The sequence below is a fragment of the Chryseobacterium sp. BGARF1 genome, assembly GCF_001677955.1.
Taxonomy (GTDB): Bacteria; Bacteroidota; Bacteroidia; order Flavobacteriales; family Weeksellaceae; genus Chryseobacterium.
On sequence record NZ_LELA01000042.1, the window covers coordinates 78,992 to 103,218 of the forward strand.

20 protein-coding genes and 1 riboswitch are annotated in these 24,227 nt (G+C 34.3%); of the genes, 7 read left to right on the forward strand and 13 right to left on the reverse strand.

The genetic code is table 11. The features are described 5' to 3' along the window. Window positions 1–39: 39 nt before the first annotated feature. From AB671_RS07710 to AB671_RS07730, 5 genes are all read right to left on the reverse strand, one after another. Complete coding sequence (locus tag AB671_RS07710) at window positions 40–735, reverse strand: YjjG family noncanonical pyrimidine nucleotidase (RefSeq protein ID WP_066678187.1); 696 nt, start codon at window positions 733–735, stop codon at window positions 40–42. A 198-nt stretch (window positions 736–933) separates the two neighbouring features. Further along, window positions 934–1,521 carry an RNA polymerase sigma factor gene (locus AB671_RS07715; RefSeq protein WP_066678273.1) on the reverse strand — a complete coding sequence of 196 codons (588 nt, stop codon included), beginning with the start codon at window positions 1,519–1,521 and terminating at the stop codon, window positions 934–936. Between the two features lie 186 nt (window positions 1,522–1,707). Next, window positions 1,708–2,196, reverse strand: coding sequence for a hypothetical protein (locus AB671_RS07720; RefSeq protein WP_066678186.1), 489 nt, complete (start codon window positions 2,194–2,196; stop codon window positions 1,708–1,710). 81 nt (window positions 2,197–2,277) lie between these two features. After that, window positions 2,278–3,558: a methionine adenosyltransferase gene (gene metK, locus AB671_RS07725; RefSeq protein WP_066678181.1), complete on the reverse strand. Its 1,281-nt coding sequence runs from the start codon at window positions 3,556–3,558 to the stop codon at window positions 2,278–2,280. A 230-nt stretch (window positions 3,559–3,788) separates the two neighbouring features. After that, window positions 3,789–4,739 carry a LysR substrate-binding domain-containing protein gene (locus AB671_RS07730; RefSeq protein ID WP_066678177.1) on the reverse strand — a complete coding sequence of 317 codons (951 nt, stop codon included), beginning with the start codon at window positions 4,737–4,739 and terminating at the stop codon, window positions 3,789–3,791. A 108-nt stretch (window positions 4,740–4,847) separates the two neighbouring features. Here AB671_RS07730 and AB671_RS07735 point away from each other — a divergent pair, with 108 nt between their 5' ends. From AB671_RS07735 to AB671_RS07755, 5 genes are all read left to right on the forward strand, one after another. Beyond that, window positions 4,848–6,335 (forward strand): catalase, encoded by a 1,488-nt coding sequence (locus tag AB671_RS07735; protein ID WP_066678271.1) that lies wholly within the window; start codon window positions 4,848–4,850, stop codon window positions 6,333–6,335. Window positions 6,336–6,436: 101 nt separating this feature from the next. Continuing rightward, complete coding sequence (locus tag AB671_RS07740; protein ID WP_066678175.1) at window positions 6,437–7,204, forward strand: enoyl-CoA hydratase-related protein; 768 nt, start codon at window positions 6,437–6,439, stop codon at window positions 7,202–7,204. Between the two features lie 35 nt (window positions 7,205–7,239). After that, window positions 7,240–7,671 carry a deoxycytidylate deaminase gene (locus AB671_RS07745; RefSeq protein WP_066678173.1) on the forward strand — a complete coding sequence of 144 codons (432 nt, stop codon included), beginning with the start codon at window positions 7,240–7,242 and terminating at the stop codon, window positions 7,669–7,671. A 16-nt stretch (window positions 7,672–7,687) separates the two neighbouring features. After that, a complete protein-coding gene (gene xerD / locus AB671_RS07750; protein ID WP_066678172.1) occupies window positions 7,688–8,599 on the forward strand; it encodes a site-specific tyrosine recombinase XerD in 912 nt (303 codons plus the stop codon). After that, window positions 8,599–9,117: an NUDIX hydrolase gene (locus tag AB671_RS07755; protein ID WP_066678171.1), complete on the forward strand. Its 519-nt coding sequence runs from the start codon at window positions 8,599–8,601 to the stop codon at window positions 9,115–9,117. Before xerD ends, AB671_RS07755 begins: the two co-directional genes overlap by 1 nt. Window positions 9,118–9,125: 8 nt before the next feature. On the opposite strand, the gene AB671_RS07760 is transcribed toward AB671_RS07755, so the two are convergent. The 8 genes from AB671_RS07760 to AB671_RS07795 form a co-directional block, all read right to left on the reverse strand. Beyond that, a complete protein-coding gene (locus tag AB671_RS07760; RefSeq protein WP_066678169.1) occupies window positions 9,126–9,584 on the reverse strand; it encodes a heme-binding domain-containing protein in 459 nt (152 codons plus the stop codon). A 21-nt stretch (window positions 9,585–9,605) separates the two neighbouring features. Further along, on the reverse strand, window positions 9,606–11,363 hold the full coding sequence (locus AB671_RS07765; RefSeq protein ID WP_066678167.1) for an Ig-like domain-containing protein: 1,758 nt from the start codon (window positions 11,361–11,363) through the stop codon (window positions 9,606–9,608). 25 nt (window positions 11,364–11,388) lie between these two features. Next, window positions 11,389–12,651 carry a serine hydrolase domain-containing protein gene (locus tag AB671_RS07770; RefSeq protein WP_066678165.1) on the reverse strand — a complete coding sequence of 421 codons (1,263 nt, stop codon included), beginning with the start codon at window positions 12,649–12,651 and terminating at the stop codon, window positions 11,389–11,391. Window positions 12,652–12,777: 126 nt separating this feature from the next. Then, window positions 12,778–13,707: a 2-hydroxyacid dehydrogenase gene (locus AB671_RS07775; RefSeq protein ID WP_066678164.1), complete on the reverse strand. Its 930-nt coding sequence runs from the start codon at window positions 13,705–13,707 to the stop codon at window positions 12,778–12,780. Window positions 13,708–13,759: 52 nt separating this feature from the next. Then, entirely contained in the window at window positions 13,760–14,287 is a 528-nt protein-coding gene (locus AB671_RS07780) for an acyl-CoA thioesterase (RefSeq protein ID WP_066678163.1), read from the reverse strand. A 6-nt stretch (window positions 14,288–14,293) separates the two neighbouring features. Beyond that, a complete protein-coding gene (locus tag AB671_RS07785) occupies window positions 14,294–15,037 on the reverse strand; it encodes a hypothetical protein (RefSeq protein WP_066678161.1) in 744 nt (247 codons plus the stop codon). Window positions 15,038–15,313: 276 nt separating this feature from the next. Then, on the reverse strand, window positions 15,314–17,446 hold the full coding sequence (locus AB671_RS07790; protein ID WP_066678159.1) for a TonB-dependent receptor: 2,133 nt from the start codon (window positions 17,444–17,446) through the stop codon (window positions 15,314–15,316). A gap of 106 nt (window positions 17,447–17,552) precedes the next feature. Next, window positions 17,553–17,646: riboswitch (TPP riboswitch) on the reverse strand. 68 nt (window positions 17,647–17,714) lie between these two features. Beyond that, window positions 17,715–18,482 carry a WG repeat-containing protein gene (locus AB671_RS07795; protein ID WP_066678157.1) on the reverse strand — a complete coding sequence of 256 codons (768 nt, stop codon included), beginning with the start codon at window positions 18,480–18,482 and terminating at the stop codon, window positions 17,715–17,717. Between the two features lie 352 nt (window positions 18,483–18,834). Between AB671_RS07795 and AB671_RS07800 the strand changes: the two genes are divergently transcribed. Together AB671_RS07800 and AB671_RS07805 are read left to right on the forward strand one after the other, a co-directional pair. Continuing rightward, entirely contained in the window at window positions 18,835–21,615 is a 2,781-nt protein-coding gene (locus AB671_RS07800) for a bifunctional aconitate hydratase 2/2-methylisocitrate dehydratase (protein ID WP_066675048.1), read from the forward strand. A 338-nt stretch (window positions 21,616–21,953) separates the two neighbouring features. Continuing rightward, window positions 21,954–24,221 (forward strand): aconitate hydratase, encoded by a 2,268-nt coding sequence (locus AB671_RS07805; protein ID WP_066675051.1) that lies wholly within the window; start codon window positions 21,954–21,956, stop codon window positions 24,219–24,221. The last annotated feature ends 6 nt before the right edge of the window (window positions 24,222–24,227 follow it).

A 24,227-nucleotide genomic window follows, 5' to 3' on the forward strand; every position in this document is an offset into this window, starting at 1 on the left:
GGCACCTTTGGTACCGCCGAAACTATTTTCAATATATTATTATAAATAATCCTTGATCTGCAAAAGATGTTTGATCACTTTCAAATTTTCAACGTCTTTATTTTCATTTAAAACATCAAAGAAAATTACATCCATTCCGAATTGCTGAGCACCGATGACATCTGCAATCCAATCATCACCAATCAGAATACTTTCTTCTTTTTTAGCATTAGAAAGCCCTAAAGAATATTCAAAAATAGCAGGATTTGGTTTTCTTACCCCTACAGAATCTGCACTTGTAATAGTTTGAAAATAATGATCAATCTTAGACAGAATACATTTTCTCTCCGTCACTTCCTGAAAACCGTTTGAAATGATATGAAGCGTATAATTTTTAGCTTTTAAATAATCTAAAATATACTGCGCTCCTTCAACCAAATGATTATAATTCAGGATTTTATCTAAAAAGTGTTCTTCAAAATACATTGATAATTCGAGATTATCAATTCCAAAACGCTTAAATGTATCATAAAAACGGTGTTTTCTAAGATATTCTTTATCAATTTCACCGTCTCTAATCTGTTCCCAAAGTCTTTCGTTAATCTCATGATACACAGAATGAAATTCTTCAAAATCAAGGTTATATTTTAAAGCGATTTCTTCTTTATCGAAAAGATCTTTGATGGTTAGGTAAGCGTTTCTTCGGTGATCCCAAAGCGTATTGTCTAAGTCAAAAAAAATGTGCTGAATTTTCATACAGCACAAAATTAATGATTAATTTTTTGAAAGATGAATATGATTATTTTTAATCTTCACCACTTCAAGATTTTTTGAGAAGCTAAGCAAGAAATCAATAGTTTGTTTTTTAGGTTTCAAACTTTTCATTTTTAAAGAATCGTTATTTTTCATAGGCAAAAATTACTTTTTCTTTAAAACGTGAAAAATATTGAATTATTATCTCGTCAAGACAATATTATTTTCTTCCATTATTTTTCTTAGGTTGATCAATGCATAGCGAACACGCCCCAAAGTCGTATTAATACTCATATCTGTATGGTCTGCGATTTCTTTAAAACTCAATCCATCGAAAAACCTGAGTTTTATCACCTCTTGTTGGTTTTCTGGTAAAAACTGCAACATTTTCAGCAAATCTTCTTGAATCTGAAGACTTACCAATTGATCTTCAATATTTTCGGAAGGCTCTCTGATTAAATCGAAAATTGAAAACTCATCATTCTCAAAAGTAGTTTCCGAAACTTTTATATTTTTTGCTTTGGCACGAAAATAATCGATAATAAGATTTTGCGCGATTCTCTTTGCCCAAAGAATAAACTTCCCTTCTTCATTGTAACGACCTTCTTTCAGCATTACGATGATTTTAATAAAGGTATCCTGGAAAATATCATTGGCCAAATCCTGATCATTTATTTTATATAAAATAAACGTAAACAATTCTCTTTGATGGCGATGTATTAGGGTTGACAATGCTTCTTCGTCTCCTTTTTGGTACAGAGAAATTAATAGACTATCTGTTGATTTCATAACTCTTCTCATTATTTTCCGCCGACAAACAATTTCCTGACTAGGATCAAGTTAATTTTTGGTTTGCCAAAACAGTATTAGAGTAGAGTATTATCTATAAGCATTACAATTATGCTGTAAATATAAATAAAATTTTAATAACTGTTAACCAATTATTAAATATTCTAAAGAATTATTTAAAAAAAATCACTTTAACATGTCATGTAAGAAGGCTGTTGGGATATTTAGTGTGAAGTTTACATTCAATCCTTTTAATTCTTTACCATTTAAACCAGAATTTCCAAGAGGAAAAGCGTAACCACCTGTTAAATCTAAAATTCCGAAAAGAGTAACCCCTATTTTGGGAGCCACATATTTATTCGTTCCTTCAACTCCGGCAAGAAAATAATATGAATGATAGAAATCTACATTTCTTTCAAAATTCAGTAAAACATCTGCCTGTACTTTAGGCATGATTGCAAACTCAGAATTCGCAGAGCCCATTAAAGCCGAAGCTCCTAAACGATAAATCACATCATCATTTTTAAGAAACATCAACTTACCACCTACTTCACCGAAGCTTTGGTTTTGGTAAACATATCCCACATTAATCATTTTATGCACCGTGTACTGCGCTTTTACAAAAGTGCTTACAAAAAAAAGGAAAAGTATAGTGATTGCAAATCGCATATTCATTGTAAAATATTTAAGTGTAAAAATAAAAAAAACTGCTTTAGCATTTTAATGTTAAAGCAGTTTCTATACCGAAAAGAAGAATTAAATTCCGAAAGCGGATTTAATTTCTTCTACTTTATCTAATTTTTCCCATGTGAAGAACTCAAGATCTGTAAGAGTCAACTCATTTTTATGACCTTTGTTAAAGGTTTTATCTGCAACGAAGTGCTCTCGTCCCATGTGACCGTAAGAAGCTGTTTCCTGGTAGATAGGATTTCTTAATTTTAAATTTTGTTCGATTGCATAAGGTCTCAAATCGAAAACGGTAGATACTTTTTTAGCGATTTCACCATCATTTATACCTACTTTTGAAGTTCCATACGTATTAATATATAAACCACAAGGTTCAGCAACACCAATTGCGTAAGAAACCTGTACCAAAACTTCGTCAGCAACACCTGCAGCAACTAGGTTTTTAGCAATATGTCTTGTAGCATAAGCCGCACTTCTATCTACTTTTGAAGGGTCTTTTCCAGAGAAAGCACCACCACCGTGAGCTCCTTTTCCACCGTAAGTATCAACGATGATTTTTCTTCCCGTAAGGCCTGTATCTCCGTGAGGACCTCCGATTACGAATTTCCCTGTAGGATTGATGTGATATTTGATCTGCTCATTAAATAAAGCTTTAATCTCTTCAGTCTGCAAAGCAACAACTCTAGGAATCAAAATGTTTTTAATGTCTTCTCTGATTTTGTTTAACATTTCTTCTTCAGCCGCGAAATCGTCATGCTGTGTAGAAACTACGATAGAATCAATTCTTACCGGTTTGTGATCGTCAGAATACTCAATAGTAACCTGCGATTTTGCATCCGGACGAAGATATTTAATTTCAGAATCTTCTCTTCTGATAGCAGAAAGTTCTTTAAGAATAGTATGTGCCAAATCTAAAGCTAAAGGCATATAGTTTGCCGTTTCGTTGGTTGCATAGCCAAACATCATTCCCTGATCTCCCGCTCCTTGTGCGTTTGCTTTTGTTTCGAAAGTTTCATCAGCAACAACTCTGTCTACCCCTTGATTAATATCTGGTGACTGTTCGTGAATTGCAGAAATTACCCCACAAGAATCACCATTGAACATATATTCTCCTTTTGTATAACCAATTCCGTTGATTACTTCTCTAGCAATAGTCTGCACATCTAAGTAAGCATCAGATTTTACCTCTCCTGCCAAAACTACCTGTCCTGTAGTAACCAAAGTTTCACAAGCTACCTTTGAAGTTTTGTCGTATGCTAAAAAATTATCGATAAGTGCGTCGGAAATCTGATCGGCAATTTTATCCGGATGTCCTTCTGAAACAGATTCAGATGTAAATAAATAAGACATATTATTCTTTGTATTTTTAAATTAAAAATGTGAAGAAAAAATGAATAATTGCCCGGAAATGCTAAAATAGAATTACTGTTTTAGCATTTTTTTAGAGAGGTTGCAATCAGGTCAAATTTTTCCTCGTTAATAAACGTCTGCAAAGTTAAGTACTATTTTTTAATACTCAAAAACTTTTGTCGATTATTATATTTTTATTGAAACATGCTTCATATGGTCTCTCAATTTGATTATTGAGGCTTAATGCTTACAAAATCTTTTGGTGCATTGTTGAAATTAAGCTTCGTTTCTAAAGAAGATTTTATAAATGAACTCAACTCATCAATGATTTTTTGCTTGAAAGTCGGTTTATAATAAATGATTTTAATTTCTCTGTATGGAAAAGGTTTTTTAAATCTATAAACCTTGCCTTTTTGTTCTTCCGAAAGTTGATTTAAAGCTAATTCAGGCAAAATACTGATTCCGCCCACTTTGTCAACCATATGTACTAAAGTCTGGATATTGGACGCTAAGAAATCTAAATTTTTAGGTTTTAATGTATTTTCCTTTAAGTGACAGATATTTTCAAACTGATTTCTCAGGCAGTTACCTTCTTCCAAAAGCCAAACTTTTTCTACATTTAATTCCTCGGGAACGATAAATGTATTTTTCTTGTTTGCTTCAGTATCCGAACTATAAATCATCAATTCTTCATTAAATAAGAAGTCCTGATAAAATTCGTTGGCATTATCATAAGGAGTAGAAATAATTCCGGCATCAAGTTCTCCAGCTTTCAGGGCTTTGATAATGTTATCGGTCGTCATCTCCTTTACATTCATCTGAACTTTAGGATTATCTTGTAGAAAATGGAAAATCTCTGTAGGTAAAATAAATGAAGAAACGGTAGGAATAATTCCTAGGTTAATCGTTCCACCCAAAATATTATTCAATAAATTAGCCTTGTTTTTAAGCTCATTTACAGCCTCTATGATTACTTTAGCTTGGTCTATTATTTGCAGTCCTACGTCAGTGGTTCTGATGGGGTGGGTCGTTCTGTCAAAAACCTTTACATCCAGCTCATCTTCAAACTTCTGTATCATTGCACTTAATGTAGGCTGAGTAATAAAACACGCTTGAGCGGCTTTACCAAAATGCTTATACTTATCTACAGCGATAAGATATTCCAATTGCTGAATGTTCATTTGATTAATATTATCTATTACAAAGATATAACGTTTTTGGCAGAAGCCATTAAAAATTCAACTAAATTTGATACTGAAAAATGGAAAACAATCTCAAATCATAACTATATGGATAATAAAAAATTAACGACAGGCAGTGGAGCACCTTATTATGAACATCAAGACTCTCAAACCGTCGGAGCCCGTGGCCCTGTATTGTTACAGGATTTTATTTTACAGGAAAATCTTGCTCATTTTGTAAGAGAAAGAATTCCGGAAAGGATTGTTCACGCGAAAGGAAGTGGAGCTTACGGAAAATTTACAGTCACTCATGACATCTCAAAATACACAAAGGCTAAATTATTTTCTAAGGTAGGAAACTCGTGTAAAATGTTTGCCCGCTTCTCTACCGTGGGTGGCGAAAAAGGAAGTGCAGATACCGCAAGAGACCCAAGAGGATTTGCTTTAAAATTCTACACTGAAGATGGAAATTGGGATTTGGTAGGCAACAACACTCCTGTTTTCTTTATTAAAGATGCTAAAAAGTTTCCCGATTTTATACATACCCAAAAAAGAGTTCCAAAAACCAATTTGAAAAGCGCTACCATGATGTGGGATTTCTGGAGCTTAAACCCCGAATCGCTGCACCAGGTACTTATTCTAATGTCAGATAGAGGAACTCCTTATGGTTTTAGACACATGCACGGATTTGGTTCTCATACTTTTTCGATGATTAATGATAAGAATGAAAGAGTTTGGGTGAAATTTCATTTCAAAACAAAACAGGGTATCAAAAATTTCAATGATGCTGATGCTACAAAAATAGCGGGTGAAAATCCAGATTTTGCGCAGGAAGACCTTTGCAATGCAATCGACAACGGCGATTTCCCGAAATGGACGATGTACATTCAAGTAATGACCGAAGAGCAGGCTAATGAATTCAGATGGAATCCTTTCGACATCACTAAAGTATGGTTTCAGGGAGACTTCCCTTTGATTGAAGTGGGTGAAATGGAGCTGGATGAAGTCCCTGTAAATTATTTTGCTCACGTTGAACAATCTACATTCTCCCCAAGTAATTTAATAAACGGAATTAGTTTTTCACCCGACAAAATGCTTCAGGGAAGATTATTCTCTTACCCGGATGCTCACAGATATAGAGTGGGTGTAAACGCTCATCATCTGGAAGTTAACAGATGTCCTTTTGCCATCAACAATTACCAAAGAGACGGATTCATGGCTGATTCTAGCGGATACCAAGATAAACCAAACTATCATCCAAACAGTTTTGACGGCATTCAGCCAGATTCATCTTACAAAAATTTCGAATACGAATTAGATAGCAATCATGTCGCTAATTTCAACCGAAATGAAAATGATGATGATCATTATACTCAGCCTGGTCTTTTATATACAAAAGCGATGAACCAGGAAGCTAGAGAACATCTGGTAAACAACATTATAGGTAGTATGAGAGGAATTGATGGACCTAAAAAAGACGAGATAATCAATCGCCAATTATGCCATTTTTTCAGAGCAAATATTGAGCTTGGCATGAAAGTAGCATCAGGTTTAAGTGTCAATATAGACGCCAACATGATGAATCATTTAAAGTAAACTATTAAATAATAAACACTTAAAAGGGAAAAAAGTCATTTTTTTCCCTTTTTATTTGTAAAAAATTTTTAATTTGCAAGTTCTTAAAGATTAAGGGAATAATGACTTACGAAAATATACTGATAAAGAAAGACGAGAAAACTGCTGTAATTACAATCAACAGACCTGAAAGTTTAAATGCATTAAACGCAAAAACGATACAAGAAATCAGTGCTGTGTTAGACGAATTACAATCTGATAATGAGGTGAGAGTAATTATTTTAACTGGAAACGGAGAAAAATCATTCGTAGCCGGTGCAGATATAAAAGAATTTAGTAACTTTAATCAGGAAAAAGCAGAAGAATTAGCAAGAAACGGGCAAAATATTCTTTTTGACAAGATTGAAAATCTGTCTAAGCCAGTAATTGCTGCAGTAAACGGCTTTGCTTTAGGCGGAGGTTTAGAATTGGCAATGGCATGCCATATCAGATATGCATCTGAAAATGCTAGACTTGGTCTTCCCGAAGTAACTTTAGGACTTATTCCTGGGTATGGAGGAACTCAAAGACTTCCAAAATTAGTAGGAAAAGGAATCGCTAATGAAATGATTTTCTCTGCAAAAATGATTCCTGCACAAAAGGCAAAAGAAATTGGTTTGGTAAATGAAGTTTTCCCTATTGGTGAGCTTCTTTCTAAAACAGAAGAATTGGCAAAAATAATTGCTAATAATTCTCCAATGGCAATCTCCCGCGCTATTAAAGCAACCAATCTATCTGATACTGATAAAGGTTTTGAAGCCGAAATTAAGTATTTTGGCGAGCTTTTTGATTTAGACGACAAGAAAGAAGGAGTTTCCGCTTTTATTGAAAAAAGAAAGCCTAACTTCTAATATTCCTTATCACAAATTATTTCGAAAAATAAACGATGCAGAAGTATAATAAGTTTGATAAAGCTTATCTAAAAATGGCTCAGGAGTGGGCAAAACTTTCCTACTGTGAAAGAAAACAAGTAGGAGCTCTTATCGTAAAAGATAGGATGATTATTTCTGATGGATACAACGGTACCCCATCTGGCTCTGAGAACTGCTGTGAGGACGAAACAGGCAAAACGCATTGGTACGTCTTACACGCAGAAGCAAATGCTATTTTGAAATTGGCAGGCTCTACACAGTCTGCTCGAGGTGCAACATTGTACCTTACTTTATCTCCCTGTAAAGAATGCAGTAAACTGATTTTACAGGCAGGAATTTCAAGATTAGTTTACATCAATGCTTACTCAGATGATGAGGGAATTGCCTTTTTAAAAGAACATCAAATTGAAATAATACAGGTTTCAGAAAATGAGTTAAAAATTTAAAAAAAAACACAACACAATGACTTGGGATGAAAAAATTAAAGATTTCGAGATATTTCTTCGCTTTGAAAGAAATTTTTCTGAAAACACACTTGACGCGTATATCCGCGACATCAAAAAACTTAAAGACTACGCAATAGGCGACCTTGAAAACACTGGCCCTGAAAAGATTACCTATGATAATCTACAGGAATATATTTTCACATTGTCTAAACAAAAATTCAGCGAAAGGTCACAGGCAAGATGGATTTCTTCAATTAAAGCTTTTTTCAGGTATTTATTAGAAGACGAAATTCGTGACGACAACCCTTCAACATTACTGGAAGGGCCAAAATTGGGTTTATACTTACCCGATACTTTAAGCCTGGCTGATATTGAAAAAATTATTCAAGCTATCGAAATAAGTTCAGATTTAGGTAAAAGAAATCACTGTATTATTGAGGTTCTTTATGGTTGTGGACTAAGAGTTTCTGAATTGATTGATATTAAAATTTCTAATATCAATTTCAAGGAAAACTACATTAAAGTAATTGGAAAAGGAAACAAAACACGTTTTGTACCTTTAGCTCAATATACTGCTAAACTTTTAAAAGAATATATCAGTGACGTACGTTCTAAAAGTAAGGTCAACAAAAAGCACGAAGACACCCTTTTTCTTAACAGTAGAGGAACTTCTATGTCTCGGGTAATTGTATTTATCATTATTAAAGAACTTACCGATAAAGCAGGAGTGAGCAAGAAAATATCTCCACATACTTTCAGACATTCTTTTGCTACCCATTTGTTGCAAAACGGTGCCGATTTACGTTACATTCAGGAAATGTTGGGGCACTCAAGCATTACAACAACCGGAATTTACACCCATTTAAAAACAGAAGAACTTCGAGATGTGATATTAAACTATCACCCGAGAAACTCTAATATTGCTTAATGAAAATATTAAAATTTTGTCCGAATTGTGGAAACAAAACGCTCAATTGGGACGGAGAAAAAAAATGGAGCTGCCCAGAATGCAGCTTCACTTTGTATAATAATGTTGCGGGAGCTGTTGCTGTAGTAATTCGCTGTGGGGACGAAATTTATTTAACCCGCAGAAATCAGGAACCTAAAAAAGGAAAACTAGATCTGGCCGGAGGATTTGTAGACCCTAAAGAAAGTGCAGAAAACACCTGTAAAAGAGAACTTTTTGAAGAGATTCAACTCAAGATTGATGTTAAAAACTTAAAATATCTAACGAGTCTCCCGAATGTATATCAATATAAAGAAATTGATTACAATACAATTGATTTGTTTTATGAATATTGTGTTGATGAAAAATTTGAAGTCAATATAGAACTCTCAGAAATTTCAGAAACGCAATGGATCCATACCTCCGAAATTGATCTTGATCACATTGCTTTTGATTCTCAGAAAAAATTCTTTGAAGAGTATTTGAAAAATTTTAGTTAATCATTTCTTTAGTACTTTTTAGAATCTAAGACTTCTTGAAAATAAACATTTAAAAGCCTCCTTTCATTGGTAGAAAGGTTGGCTTCTTCGTGGTAAATGATATATGCAGGCATTGGCATCATTTTATTATCAACCATCTCTATCGCCCGGGTAAGCATTTTGTGTTTCAAATCGTTATTATATGTTTCCCAAACTGAGAAATTCAAATACTTCCTCCCATCGTTTACATGGCTTTTAATTGACCAGGAAAACGGAGCAATATATGCATATTTAGGATAAACAGTCTCATCTGAATGACAATCATAACAAGCATTTTTAAGTAAACCAACAACTTTCGGTGGAGTCTTTTTAACGTTCACAAAATTTTTGCTTTGATCTACTGGCTTATTCACTTTATCAACTGGAATAAACTGAATAATGGCAAAACCTACCAAGCACCAAAAAGCTATTTTCTTAAACTTCTGCATTATCTTCTTAATTGTAAACCCTTATCTATTCACAGTGCGTGTTCCAGAATTATTATTCTGAATAGAGTTTTTGTTCAATGGGTTTGTTGTTGATTTATTTTCGTTAGGCTGAGCTTTTGCAGCGCTTGGAGCGGTACCAAATTTACTGATATCAAGTACTTTTGTATCTTTCAAATCCCAAGTTTCTTTTGACGTCCATAACGGTCGGATAACTGCAGTCTTATAATAAGTATAAGAGTCTTCTGCAAAAGTAGACGTTTCAAAATCTGCAGGATCCCAATAGCCGTTTTCGTTATTATCTACTAAAATACGGATAATATATTCTGCAGGCTTTAATACATCAAACATAACCGAATTTCCACTTGTATATACTTGATAAATTGGTTTTTCTGAAGAGTCTAAAAGCTGGAGCCAATACTTTTTAGTGGGAGCATTTTCCAATGTAATCGACAGATTTCCATAATTTTCAATCTTATCAACCTCAAAATCAAAACGTTTAGACTCAGAATTTTTTTCATAATAAGATGAAATCGTCGTTTTCGGAATCGTTAACTGATATTTTTTCCCGGAAATAAAATCTGATGTTATTAAAATCTGATAAGGATTGGTCGGAGATATTTTTGCAGTAAACGGTTGTACCGTTGTACTATCAATCTTTAAAGTCCACTTCTCTGGATTAATTTTATCGATAAGATAAGTAGACGAGATTTTGAAATCAGTTTTTGGTGGCAATAGAGCACCACCATTTTCACTAATAACATCCATCACATTCTTCTTATTATATTTATAAAAAGTTGCCACAGTATCTTGCTTTGTTCCGGTATCGTAGCTGAATTCTAATTTTTCGTTCACCGTTTGTCCAACATCACTTTTTACAGCATCAAACCATATCTTTACAGAATCTGATTTTGGTTTGTGAGTCACTTTAATATCTTTCAGCTTTTCATTTATAGAAAGTACTTTTACTTCTTCCGGATTCCCTTCAAAAGTCATTAAAATTCCTCCCGGCATTTCCTTTAATTCAGGGTTTTTAAATGGCTTTTTAGATGGAAACAATTTTAAATTTAAACCGGAAATAGATTTCTCAACAACGACCGTATCTTTCTGAAATGCTATTTTCTCTTTTCCAGGATTGAAAATAGAATTTTCGTTCTCATCATCAAAAGCGATAATCTTATATTTTCCTTTAGCAAGATAATTGAGCTCATAATATCCGTCATCGTCCACTTTTGTGATGTAATATGGCTTCTGCTTATAATCCATACTGTCTTTCAATTGATAAAGACCTACCACCATTTTGTTATCAGAACTGCTTTTCTTTTTTAAAGCTAAAGCATCTGTAACCACTCCACTGATGTATAAATCGTCTATTTTTTCTCCTGTAGAAAAAGCAAAATTATAATATCTCAATACGTTGCCTTCACTGTTATCAACGATTGCGTTTCCAAAATTGAAATTATACGTAGTATTTGCCTGTAAAGTATCTGTCCATTGAATCACCATATATTTATTGGCAATATTCGAAGGAAGAATTCTTTTGATATTCTTTATTGGCGGCGAAATATTAAGATTTTTACTAATGTCCTTTAAGGTAATATATTCATTAAAATCAATACGTAATTCTTTGATATCTCTTCTTACATTAACCCTCGAAGAATCTATATTTGAACCTATCGCTTGAGGAGCCAACGTATCTTTAAGACCTCCAATTGGTGAGCCTACTCTTGCACAAGACTGTACCAGAATTCCGATAATGAATAAAAGAAGAAATCTTTTCATGAAATTATTTGAGCAAAAATAAACATTATTCTCCAAAAACCTCTGTTCCCGTTTTCAAAGTGTCCTGATTATCATTCATAATGCTGTGAAGCTTATCTTTTTGAGGTGGAAAATCTTCAAAAAGACCAGACAAAGCCAAAGCTGAGTAAACTCTACCCGAATATTTGTTACCAATCGCAATAATGGTAACTTTTGATTTTAAAAGATGGGCAAAAACAGAATTTGTACCGTGCCACCAACCGTTGTGATAAGTTAGCTTTTCTCCGTTATCAAAAATTTTCATTCTAAAACCTAATCCGTAATTATTTTGACCTGCTTTTTCATTACTGTAAGGCGCAAAAACCATTTGCATCAATTCCGGCTTTAAAAAATCTTTCGAAAACATTGCTTTTGAAAAATTAAAAAGATCTCTTGGTGTAGTATAAACATTTTTATCACCATAAATAAGGTCTAATCGGTCTAAAGGATAAAGCTTATTTCCACCAAAATAAAATGACTGCGATGCCGTAGGAATATCTTTTTCCTGAAAAATATAAGTATTCGTCATTTTCAGTGGTGCAAAAACCATTTCTTTCATCGCCTGTGGAAAAGGAGTTTTCGTCACTTTTTCAATCAACAAGGCCAAAAGCGCAAAATTGGTATTGCAATACATAAATCCTGTATCGGTATTTCTCGCCAATTCAGGTTTGTATTTGATGATCATATTTAAAACATCCTGATTTGTAATGTACGTTTTTGAAAGTTCTGCAGGAGCAGGTTGAATTTTAGTAATGAAATATTCGTATTTCGGCAGTCCGCTTCTTTGGTCTAATAAGGTCTGAACCGTAACATTCGGATAAGGAAATCCTGGGAAAAATTGCGTCAAATGATCTGTAAGCTTTATTTTCCCCGCTTCAATCAACTTCATCATTGCCATTGCTGTCAATGTTTTTGAAACTGAAGCAACATGCAATGCCGTATTTTGATTTATCGGATTCTGATCTCCTTCCCGAGCGAAACCTCTGTAATTTTCATATAAAATCTGATCTCCCTGTGCAACCAAGAAACTTCCACTTAAATTACCTCTTTCCCATACCTTTTTATAGTACTGGTCAATATAATTTACTGCATAGTCTTTATCAACAAGATTGAAATCTCCTGAAGCAAAAACCTTCGTTAAATCTACATTTCCATAATTAGGAAGGTTGCTGGTATATCCTGCCGATGCAGTATTATTTTCAGATTTATTTTTACAGGAAAATAAGAATAAAAATACGGTGGTAACAAGTACAAGATTAAGCTTCTTCATGGATTCAAAAAATGAACGGCAATTTAATAAAACTCAGTTCAAATATGAAAAGGCGATTGTCAATTATGAATTATTTAACATAAAATTTCACACCCTAAATGAGTAATCTAATTCGTTTATTTTAAACTAGCAAAACGATGCAATAATTTTATCGACAATTACTTGGGCTAGCTTTTCTTTGCTTTGATGCGTCCAGCCTGCAATATGTGGCGTTACGATTACTTTTTCTGAGTCTAAAAGATATTGCAAATCTTCATTTTCCGATTCTAAATTTTCAAAAGAAGCTTTTTCGTATTCTAAAACATCCAGACATGCACCTTTTACTTTTCCGGATTTTAGAGCTTCAACTAAATATTTCGTCTCTACATTCTTTCCTCTTGCGGTATTCACGAAATAAAAATCATTTTGCATTTCAGAAATAAACGTTGAGTCAATTAAATAATGAGTCTCTTCCGTCATAGGAATATGCAAGCTTAAAACCTCAGCTTTTTCTTTTAATTCTTCCAAAGAAACCTGCGTTCCAAACTCGTCTGAAAGATTAGGAAGAATGTCATGAAAAATCACCTTACATCCAAAACCTGAAAGTCTTTTTGCGGTAGCTTTTCCCATGTTTCCATAACCGATAAGACCAACTGTTTTCCCAAGCAATTCATCACCACGGTTTTCCTCACGCAGCCAAATTCCATTTTTCACTTCATTTGAGGCAATGAAAAGACGATTCATTAAAATCAACAACATTCCTACAACATGTTCGGCAACAGAATCTCTGTTCCCTTCAGGAGAATTAATTAATTGAATCCCTAATTTCTCAGCAACAGGAATATCAATATTTTCCATTCCGGCTCCTACTCTAGCGATGAATTTCAGATGAATTGCTTTTTCTAAGAAATTTTTATCTAAAGGAATTCTGCTTCTGATAATTACTCCATCATAGTTTTGAATTTTACTACAAACCTCATCATACGAAGACGTAAAATCTTCTTCCAAAATAAAATTCTTCGCTAAAAGCTGTTCGGTAATAAGAGGGTGATTTTTATCTAATAATAAGATTCTCATTTTTGTAACTTACATTTAAAAATAAACGGAAGAAAAATTCTTCCGTTGTAAATTATTGTTCAATTTCTCCTGCAAAAAGCTTCTTCAACTCTACAGAATCTGTTGGCTTCATTCTTCCCGAAAGAATCAACGATAATTCTTTTCTTCTTAATGCTGCATCAAATCTTTCTATTTCAAGTTCTGTTTCCGGCTCCATTTGCGGAATTGGAATCGGTCTGTTGAATTCATCAACTGCCACAAAGGTATAAATTCCTTTATTGGTCTGAATTTTTTTATGATTAATTGGGTCATCCAACCAAACATCCACGTAAATTTCCATAGAAGTTCCGAATGCGCGAGAAACTTTAGATTCCATCACTACAATTCCTCCTTCCGGAATTGGATGATCAAAAGAAACATGGTTTACAGAAGCTGTTACCACTCTTCTTTCGCAATGTCTTGTTGCTGAGATTGAAGCACAACGATCCATTCTTGCCAACAACTCACCCCCAAAAAGGTTTCTCAGTTGATTGGTATCATTGGGAAGTACGATATTGGTCATTACCGTCAGAGATTCTGACGCTTTTTTTATTTTTGCCATTTTGATTTACTTTTTATTGGAATTTGGTTTCCAAGTTTTTGCAGCCTGCTTTATTGAATCTTTTTTAAGAGAATCCGCTTTAAAAGCTTTTACAGAATCTGCTCTTTTTATCTGTGCCGAATCTATTTTTACCGGCATTTTCTTTTCAATTCTTTTCGTTTTGGTTTGTACCGAAACATCATCAAAAGATTTTTTTCCGAAGAGAAGTTCCTGTTGAGTATATCCTAAATATAATATTCCTAAAACCGGAATAATAAAAAGGAAGATCCAAAGAATTGATTTATTAAATTTATAATCTTTCTCAGTATTTATAGGGCTTTCGAAAGAATCACCTTCGTTGATATCCGAAAATCTAATTTCTTCTAAACCATAAAAATCCGGATGATCAGATTCTAAACGCTCTCCTTTGAAATGAAGTTCTCCGTCTTCAAGAAAAATAGTCCCTAAATTCTGGATTTCCAAAGTATGCTCAGCCTGAAGTTTTTTCTTCCAAAAATCAGTCTGAATCTGCAATTCGCTTTCAGCAGCTTCTTTTGAAATTTCTTTTTTATTGCTGACAAAACCTATCAAATCTTCAGATAAAGCCTGATAATCAGAATGGAACGCAATTTTTGTAGAAGGAGGAAGAATACTTCCGTTTTCAGAATTGATGACCGCTTTAGAATTTTCCAGAGAAAATACACCAAATTTCGGAACAGTAACGGTTCCAAATTGTTTCAAATAGTCTAAAATGTAAGCTGAAATATTCATTTGGTGGCAAATTTATGACTTTTTCGGGACTTTTTGAGAGATTTATTTGTACTCATCCTAAGGATTTTTTGTCCTGCAGACCATACAGTTCAGCATCGTTTTTTTGATTTAAAACAAAAGTCGTACGTGTCTCAGCCTTTTTCAAAGCTTTCTGCGAGACCTTTTAGAGTTTACTCGTTGATTCTATTTTCAAAAAAAATTAAAGACTGCTGAAGCAGCCTTTAAAAAATTTAATCTGAACTTTACTTGAAATATAATGATAGAAATGGTGTTTAATTACTGAATTTTCCAGCTAATCCCAAACATAAAATTAGTTCCTGCCTGAGAAAAATAAACCGGACCATTGTAAACATATCCGTTGTTTACATATTTCTGATTAAAAATATTATTCACCAAAAGCTTTAAAGCAACTTCATGTTTTGCAATTTTAAAGTCATACTGCGCATTAAAATCCGTAAGTAAATAATCATCAAGTTGCAAACTCTGAGTTTCTGTATTATCAAGATATTGCTTTCCGACATATTGATTCATCAAAGCAAAGTGGAAATTCTTAGTTGGATTGTATTTCAGGCTAAGATTGGCAATTAAATTAGGTGAAAATGAAATTTCAGTGTTCCCTAGCTCGGTAATCTCTTTTTTATTTTTAATTCTGAAATCAAGGTTTCTATTTTGGCTTATACTTACGTTTCCTGAAACCTCCCATTGTTTTGAAAGCCTTGCTAACGCTCCAATTTCAATTCCTCTTCTGTAACTTTTACCTGAATTGGTACGGATAAATTCACCGATATTACTGATCTGACCGTTCAGAACTAGCTGATTCAAATAATACATATAATAAAGATTAGCTGTAAAAGCTACTTTTCCAAACTGTTTTTCGAATCCGGCTTCAAAATCATGAAGTTTTTCTGATTTTACGTCATTGTTTGATATTAAATCATCACGATTCGGTTCACGTTGCGCATGAGCATAAGAGAAAAATACTTTTCCGTTGCCTAATTTATAATTAACTCCCGCTTTTGGATTAAAAAACAGCCAGTTTTTATCAAGATTAGCGCCTTCTCCATCACCTTCCATTAATATCTTTGTATCGTAATCAATATTTCTCAACTGAAGATCTCCGAAGAATTCAAAATCATTTACTTTAATTAAAGCTTTAGCAAAAGCAGCAGCCTCAGTTTTTACCGAACGGTTACGATAATATTCAAATTCATCAATATTTGGAAAATATACTCCGGTAACATTTCCATAATGCCTTCCGTAATATTGATTTCCTACTACACCAAAATTTAAATCTACATTTTCAAATTTCCCGTACAAGGTAGAAACCAAGCCATAGAAATCATTATTCAACCATTTTTTTCTGATAAAATCAGTTTGATTTACCGGAGAACCGTTTAATTCAAACACCGGAAGATTGTAATTGGAGTAATGCGTTGCATCTTCATCTTCTTCGTTTACTCTTACATAGTTTTCATAAAATCCTCTTCCTTTTGTGTAATGCAAAGTTGTTTCAAGATTCCAACGCTCATTGATATTTTGTTCCCATAAAAACTGATAATGATTTTGTCTGTAATTATCGGTTTCGTTATCATAGAATTTTTCCTCTCCTGTAAAAAGGTCAGTATATTGACCAGAATAATTAAGCTTAGGATTGGTCTCCCAGGTTTGTCTATCAATTCCATTCCAGGCTTGATACGTTTTTTCTTTTCCTCCAAAAGCCATGAAACGAAGTTTTGTTTTCCCTTCTTCAAATAAAGCCGTGAAATTGTAAGAATTTAGATTTGAAAACGCCCTGTCTATATACCCATCAGAATGAATATATGAATATCTTCCCATCACAGAAAGTCGGTCTTTCCAGAATTTACCAGAACCTACCTCAGCTGAATATTTATAGGTATTGAATGATCCGTAGCTGTCATCTGTTTTAAAATAAAATTTTTCTTCAGGCTCTTTAGAAATCACATTAATACTTGCTCCAAAGGCAGAAACTCCATTATTGGAAGTCCCGACTCCTCTTTGAATCACAATTTGTGAAGCTGAACTCGTAAGATCCGGAACATTCACAAAGAAAGTTCCCTGACTTTCAGAATCGTTGAAGGGAACGCCATTCATCATCACATTAATTCCTCTTCCTGCAACTCCACGAATTCTAAATCCAGTGTAACCAACACCATTTCCGGCATCGGAAGTTGAGATAATTGACGTTTGATTTTTTAAGAGAATAGGTAGATCTTGTCCCAGGTTTCTACCGTCAAGATCTTTCTGAACATTGATGATCTCTTTGGCAACAGGAAGTCTTTTGGTAAAGTTGACAGCTTCAATTTCTCTGATCTTCAGAGAATCATTATTTAGAGTTTGTGCAAAACTCAGGGAACTTGCGGTAAGTCCTAAAAAAAACAATCCTTTCATTCTTATAAATTTAAAAATTTAATGGAATAAAAGGGGCGACTATATTTATAATCGATAAATTATGATTGATAAGTGATTTAATTTATAGTTTATCATTTATCATTCATCAATTATAATGAATGTTTCCCTAAACAGCATTACCCGTTCCAGGTTCATTGGGTATAATCTCAGCCCCTATTGGAGCACCCCTTTATTTCAGCCGCGAAATTACTAAAAATATTTGAATTGAAATATTTTGAAATTATGATTGAAAATTCAACCATAAAATTTAGTAAGATCGGTTGTAAGAATCAATATAATAATAGTTTTTATCATCTTTTGTAACTTCAAACATTTTACCCAATTTCCAACTGTAATTCCTTTTTATATCGGCGTATTCAAACGGAATAATAATTTTATTATTAACATCAATTACTCCAAACTTATCATTGTAAGTCGCAACAATCATAGGATTAGAAACATCATCACCTTCTAAAATGTAGAGGTATTGATATTTAGGATAAATAGTAAACTCGCTCTGATTTGAAGGATTTTTAAACTTTGAATCTTCGATAATACCATACTTTCCCTTTAAAATATAAGCATGAAATAGTGCTTTTTTTAATTCTAGTATACATTTCCCTAAATCTGCATCTTTATATTGGTAAACTTTCTTACCAACTTTACTAATACGATACGCTATTTTATTTTTTTCCACAGTGGCAAAATCTGCGGCTCCAAACTTTCGAACTTTCTCATTAGGTGAGTTTAAAAGGTTGCAATCTTCACCAAAAAACATCACCAAATCATACTCTGGCTGAATTACAAATTTTCCTTTTTGATTAACGAAGCCCGATTTTCCATTCTTTTTTTGCGGAATCAGCAATGGCACTTCTTCATTAACCACGGGAAGTTTCGACACATCATTTTTTACAATATTTGACTTTACTCTATTTTTAGATTTATTTAAATCATTCTTTTTAAGAGTTTTAGATTGAGAAAAAGCAAAAACGGAAAACGCTATTAAAAAACCCAACTTCAATTTCCTTAGAATCATCTTATGTTTATTTTGTACCAAAAATAGAAAATATAAAATTCATATTTATAAAGAATCTAAATAATTTCAACCTTACAAAATAGTAAAATTTCGTAAATTTGGGAACATTTTCAAAGGTTTAACAATAGAAAACAAAATTTTGAAGATTTTTTTTGATAAAATCAAAAAATTTACAGCAGTTCTTATCTGTTTAGTTTTTATCTCAAGAAAAGATTTTCAGATAACATCAAAGGTTTAATCCATGATGTTAAAAGTTTTTTGAAAAAATTCCGGACAACTTGAAAGCATTACAGGTTTTTAGAATTTTAAAATTTTTGAAAATGAAATTAAAAATGAAAAGACGTACATTATTATGAATATTTATCAGGATTACATCCAAGAGATTGAAGAAAGAAAAGCACAAGGGCTTCACCCAAAACCAATTGACGGCGCAGAATTATCAAGCGCGATAATTGCACAAATCAAAGATACAGCAAACGAATACAGAGCTGATTCTCTTAAATTTTTTATTTATAACACTTTACCGGGTACAACAAGTGCTGCAGGCGTAAAGGCTCAGTTTTTAAAGGAAATTATTCTTGGTGAATCTGTGGTTGAAGAAATTACTCCAGCTTACGCTTTCGAATTATTATCTCATATGAAAGGTGGACCTTCTATCGAAGTTCTTCTTGATTTAGCTTTAGGAAATGATGAGACGACTGCAAAACCGGCTGCTGAAGTTCTTAAAACTCAGGTTTACTTATATGATGCTGATACAGCACGTTTAAAAGAAGCTTTCGAATCTGGTAATGTAATCGCTAAAAATATTTTGGAAAGCTATGCAAAAGCAGAATTTTTCACTAAACTTCCTGAAGTTGCAGAAGAAATTAAAGTAGTTACTTTCATCGCAGGTGAAGGTGATATTTCTACAGATTTATTGTCTCCTGGAAATCAGGCGCACTCTCGTTCAGACAGAGAACTTCATGGTAAATGTATGATTACACCTGAAGCTCAGGACGAAATCAAAATGCTTCAAGCTCAACATCCTGATGCAAGTGTAATGCTTATCGCAGAAAAAGGAACAATGGGAGTTGGTTCTTCTCGTATGTCGGGTGTAAACAACGTTGCACTTTGGACAGGGAAACAAGCAAGCCCTTACGTACCTTTCGTAAACATCGCTCCGATTGTAGCGGGAACAAACGGTATTTCTCCAATCTTCTTAACGACTGTTGATGTAACAGGAGGTATCGGAATTGACCTACAAAACTGGGTAAAGAAAACTGACGAAAACGGAAACCCTGTTCGTAACGAAAATGGTGATATTGTGTTAGAAGAAAAATATTCTATTGCTACAGGAACTGTTTTGACAATCAATACCAAAGAAAAGAAATTATATAATGGAGAAACTGAATTGAAAGATATTTCAAAATCATTTACTCCTCAAAAATTAGAGTTTATCAAAGCAGGCGGTTCTTACGCTATCGTTTTTGGTAAAAAAATTCAAACTTTTGCAGCTAAAACCTTAGGAATTACAGCTCCTGCAGTTTTCGCACCTTCTAAAGAAATTTCTATTGAAGGACAAGGTTTAACTGCTGTTGAAAAAATCTTCAACAGAAATGCTGTAGGTGTTACTGACGGTAAATTATTACACGCAGGTTCAGACGTTCGTGTAGAAGTAAACATTGTTGGTTCTCAGGATACGACAGGTTTGATGACTTCTCAGGAATTAGAATCTATGGCAGCAACCGTGATTTCTCCAATCGTTGACGGAGCTTACCAATCAGGTTGTCACACCGCTTCAGTTTGGGATAAAAAAGCACAGGCTAACATTCCTAAATTAATGAAATTTATGAACGATTTCGGAGTAATCACAGCTCGTGACCCGAAAGGTGAATACCACGCAATGACGGACGTTATTCACAAAGTTCTTAATGATATTACGGTTGACGAATGGGCAATCATCATCGGAGGTGACTCTCACACAAGAATGTCTAAAGGTGTTGCTTTCGGAGCTGACTCTGGAACGGTAGCTCTTGCTTTAGCAACAGGTGAAGCTTCAATGCCGATTCCTGAATCTGTGAAAGTAACTTTCAAAGGTGACATGAAGGAGCATATGGATTTCCGTGATGTAGTTCACGCAACTCAGGCTCAGATGTTGAAGCAATTTGACGGAGAAAATGTTTTCCAAGGTAGAATTATCGAAGTTCACATCGGAACTCTTCCTGCTGACCAAGCCTTTACATTTACAGACTGGACTGCAGAAATGAAAGCTAAAGCTTCTATCTGTATTTCTGAAGACGATACTTTGATTGAATCATTGGAAATTGCGAAAAGCAGAATCCAGATTATGATTAACAAAGGAATGGATAATCATAACCACGTTCTTCAAGGTCTAATTAACAAAGCAAACAAGAGAATCGAGGAAATCAGAACTGGTGACAAACCTGCTTTGACTCCGGATGCTAATGCAAAATATTACGCTGAAGTAGTGGTTGACCTAGACATTATCGTTGAACCAATGATTGCTGACCCGGATGTAAACAACGATGACGTTTCTAAAAGATATACGCACGACACCATCAGAGACCTTACCTTTTACGGGGGTGAGAAAAAAGTTGACCTTGGTTTCGTAGGTTCTTGTATGGTTCACAAAGGTGACCTTAAGATTGTTTCTCAGATGTTGAAAAACATTGAAAAACAAAATGGTAAAGTAGAATTTAAAGCACCATTAGTGGTTGCCGCTCCTACTTATAATATCATTGATGAATTAAAAGCTGAAGGTGACTGGGAATTATTAGAAAAATATTCAGGTTTTGAATTTAATGATAATGCTCCGAAAGGTGAAGCTCGTACTCAGTATGAAAACATGATGTATCTTGAGCGTCCAGGTTGTAACCTTTGTATGGGTAACCAGGAAAAAGCTGAAAAAGGAGATACTGTTTTGGCTACTTCTACAAGACTTTTCCAAGGAAGAGTGGTTGAAGATTCAGAACGTAAAAAAGGTGAATCTTTATTAGCATCGACTCCGGTTGTTGTATTGTCTGCAATTATTGGTAGAATTCCAAATATCGAAGAATACAAAGCTGCGGTTGAAGGTATCGATTTAACGACTTTCGTTCCATCTATCAAAGAATTGGTTACCGTTGGTCATTAATTGATTTTAAATTTTTAGAATAAAAAAAGCCTTGTCAAGGTTTAGAACCTTGACAAGGCTGATGATAAAAAATGGAAGATTTCGAGAGAAGTCTTCCATTTTTTTGTTTAGAATCTTTCCATTTAAGAGCGGCAAGAATTATTTTAACCTATGTCAATGATTCAAAATTTATTTTTCCTTAACTTCATAGATATAAAAAATAATAGTTATTCATCTAATTAGTCCTATTTTATGAATGGTAGGAATAGTATTTGATGAACCTTTATTGAAAAAATTTCTGGCTTTAAGTTTTAATTAAAATACCGGAAAAATATTAGAAAAGAAAAATTAAAATAGATATGACTTTCGACATTGACATGATTAAAAAAGTGTACGAACGTTATCCTGAAAGAATTGCTGCGGCAAGACAAATTACAGGAAAACCACTCACGCTTTCAGAAAAAATCCTTTACACCCACTTATGGGAAGGAAACGCAACACAAGAATATGAAAGAGGAAACTCTTATGTAGATTTCGCTCCGGATAGAGTTGCAATGCAGGATGCCACTGCGCAAATGGCACTTTTACAATTTATGCAGGCTGGAAAAGCCAAAGTAGCCGTTCCTTCAACAGCTCACGCCGATCACTTGATACAGGCAAGAGTGGGTGCAGAAGCAGATTTGCAGGAAGGAATTAATAAAAATTCTGAAGTTTTCAATTTCTTAAGCTCGGTTTGTGATAAATACGGAATTGGTTTCTGGAAACCGGGAGCCGGAATCATTCACCAAGTTGTATTAGAAAATTATGCATTTCCAGGAGGAATGATGATTGGAACCGACTCTCATACAGTGAATGCAGGAGGTTTAGGAATGGTTGCCATCGGAGTTGGTGGAGCTGATGCGGTAGATGTAATGGCAGGAATGGCTTGGGAATTAAAAATGCCGAAATTAATCGGTGTTAAATTAACAGGAAAAATGTCTGGCTGGACTTCAGCAAAAGACGTTATTCTAAAAGTGGCAGGAATTCTTACCGTAAAAGGAGGAACGGGATGTATCGTAGAATATTTCGGAGAAGGAGCAGAATCGCTTTCAGCGACAGGTAAAGGTACGATTTGTAATATGGGTGCTGAAATCGGAGCTACGACCTCTACTTTCGGTTATGATGATTCGATGAGAAGATATTTGGCTGCAACTGGAAGACAAGATGTTGTAGATGCGGCTGATAAAATCGCTGAACATTTAACAGGTGATGCTGAAGTGTACGCAAACCCTGAACAATATTTCGATCAATTAATAGAAATTAATCTTTCTGAATTAACTCCTCATTTGAACGGACCTTTCACTCCAGATTTAGCGACTCCAGTTTCTGAATTCAGAGCGAAAGCTGAAGCCAACGGATGGCCTCTTGAAGTAGAATGGGCATTGATCGGTTCTTGTACCAACTCTTCTTATGAAGATCTATCGAGAGCGGCTTCAATTGTAGAAGATGCAGTGGCAAAAGGGGTAAAACCTAAAGCTATTTTAGGAATCAATCCGGGTTCTGAGCAGGTGAAATTTACTGCAGAAAGAGACGGCTTCTTAGATTCTTTCAGAAAATTTGAAAATGCAAGGATCTTTACCAATGCGTGCGGACCTTGTATTGGCCAATGGGACAGAGAAGGTGCTGAAAAAGGAGAGAAAAACTCGATTATTCACTCTTTCAACAGAAACTTTGCAAAAAGAGCCGATGGAAATCCAAATACACATGCTTTCGTAGCTTCTCCGGAAATGGTGGCTGCCGTTGCAATCTCCGGAAGGTTAGATTTCAATCCAATTACCGATACTTTAACCAACGAAGCTGGTGAACAAATCAAACTAGATGAACCAAAAGGATTTGAATTGCCGGCAAAAGGATTTGCTGTAGATGATAATGGTTATCAAGCCCCTTCTGCAGACGGATCTGGTATTCAGGTGAATGTAAGCCCAACTTCAGACAGACTTCAGTTATTGGAAGAATTTCCGGCTTGGGATGGCAAAAATATTACCGGCGCAAAAGTTTTAATTAAAGCTTTCGGAAAATGTACGACCGACCACATTTCTATGGCAGGACCATGGTTGAAATACAGAGGTCACCTTGATAATATTTCAAACAACATGTTGATTGGAGCCGTCAATGCTTACAATATGGAAACTAACCACGTTAAAAATGAATTAACTGGTGAATACGGTGAAGTTCCGGCGGTACAAAGAGCTTACAAAGCAGCAGGAGTTCCGACGATTGTTGTAGGAGATCAAAACTACGGTGAAGGTTCTTCAAGAGAGCACGCAGCAATGGAACCTAGACATCTTGGTGTAAAAGCTGTTTTGGTAAAATCATTTGCAAGAATTCATGAAACCAACCTTAAAAAACAAGGAATGTTGGGAATTACTTTTGCCAATGAGTCTGATTATGATAAAATTTTAGAAGACGACACCGTTAACTTCTTAAATCTTGATCAGTTTGCTCCAGGAAAGCAGTTGACTTTAGAATTTGTACATGCTGATGGCACAAAAGATATTATTGTGGCAAATCACACGTATAACGAACAACAAATTGATTGGTTTAAAGCAGGTTCTGCGTTGAATTTAATTAAACAACAGGAAAACTAAAATTTA